The 1149-nt window shown below is 44.1% G+C and carries 2 protein-coding genes; both read right to left on the bottom strand.

Going from position 1 to position 1149, the window contains the following annotated elements; translation table 11 throughout:
* Positions 1-131: phage integrase N-terminal domain-containing protein (locus FE394_RS19140; protein ID WP_319927570.1), on the bottom strand; the 131-nt coding region annotated here is incomplete at its 3' end.
* A 207-nt stretch (positions 132-338) separates the two neighbouring features.
* A complete protein-coding gene (locus FE394_RS19145) occupies positions 339-566 on the bottom strand; it encodes a hypothetical protein (RefSeq protein WP_319927907.1) in 228 nt (75 codons plus the stop codon).
* Positions 567-1149 lie beyond the last annotated feature (583 nt).

Here is a 1149-nt window from a genome sequence, read left to right on the forward strand (position 1 = left end):
TTAACCTGAATATTCAGACTTAATAACAACGCGCCTAAACGCCCCGCAATCCGAATGCGGTCATGACAGGTTTTATGGCTGCCACCACCCTGACGGGCAAAAAACTTTAATTCCTTAATCAATCGACTCATCGATTTCTCCTTACTCAACCTTTCAATATGCGATCTCTGGCGCGCGACAGGGCGGGCAAAGCAGGAAATACCGGCTTTGCCCCTGACGGATATCTGTGCGCCAGAGTGAACGCGTGTTGAGGTATTGCGGGGTATCGGTTGAGTACGCGGTACTGCCGCCTGTATTAACAGGTCATCCCCACCGGCAAAGTGCCAGCCTCGATATCGTCAGGTTACTCCGTAATTTTGTTGGTCAAGACAGTTGCTTTTGATGATTTTCCAATCTATAGAATGCAGTGTCAGATGCACTGTGTGGTTAAGCAGGCGTGAGCCTGTCATTGTCAGGGTGTCCTTTTGCTGCGGCGTCACTTTCAGCGGTAAACCGGCAAAAAGTGACGCCTTAAATCCGCAAACAATCAGCAAAAGTCGTGCGAACGTTGAAATGCCAGCAGGCACAGCAAGCACCGTAAGGTGAAGTGTCAAATGGAAGCTATGCGTTAATTATTTGGGTGCAGAAAAGTTGTCTGCTGAATATTTCAAACAGTAATCGTGGCAGTATGAATGTGGTGTATCAGAATAAATTTGTGGTCTGGCGTGAAGTGCATGATTCAGCGTTTAATGCACTTAGATAACAGTATAAAATCACCCTTTTGGGGTCTTTTTTAGTTTAAAAAACCTTCATCGTTAGACAAGGGGTTTATGTCTGACAATACCTGTTTCCAAAGGTGCACAGATGTACCGCATTCTTGCTCTCCCTTTCAGGCTACAGGAGTTTTACTTCGCCACCCGAAGGCGATCCTGACAGGCGATGGATCGTTTTTGTAGAAAAAGATATTAACGGTTAGGCATAAAGGAGTCAAACCGTTGACTGTTCCTGCCATCTTTATTTTTGCCTGAATTCTCGCGCATACTCCGCTAATTCCCCCATATTCCGCCAAAATCAGACGAAAATTTCATCTAATTGGTTAATTAATTTCATTGATGAATGTGTACAATAAATTAACCTGCCGGATAAAAATTTCTAACATAAAAAGTAAAA

Origin of the sequence: Xenorhabdus littoralis (genome assembly GCF_033949345.1) — a bacterium.
GTDB lineage: Bacteria > Pseudomonadota > Gammaproteobacteria > Enterobacterales > Enterobacteriaceae > Xenorhabdus > Xenorhabdus littoralis.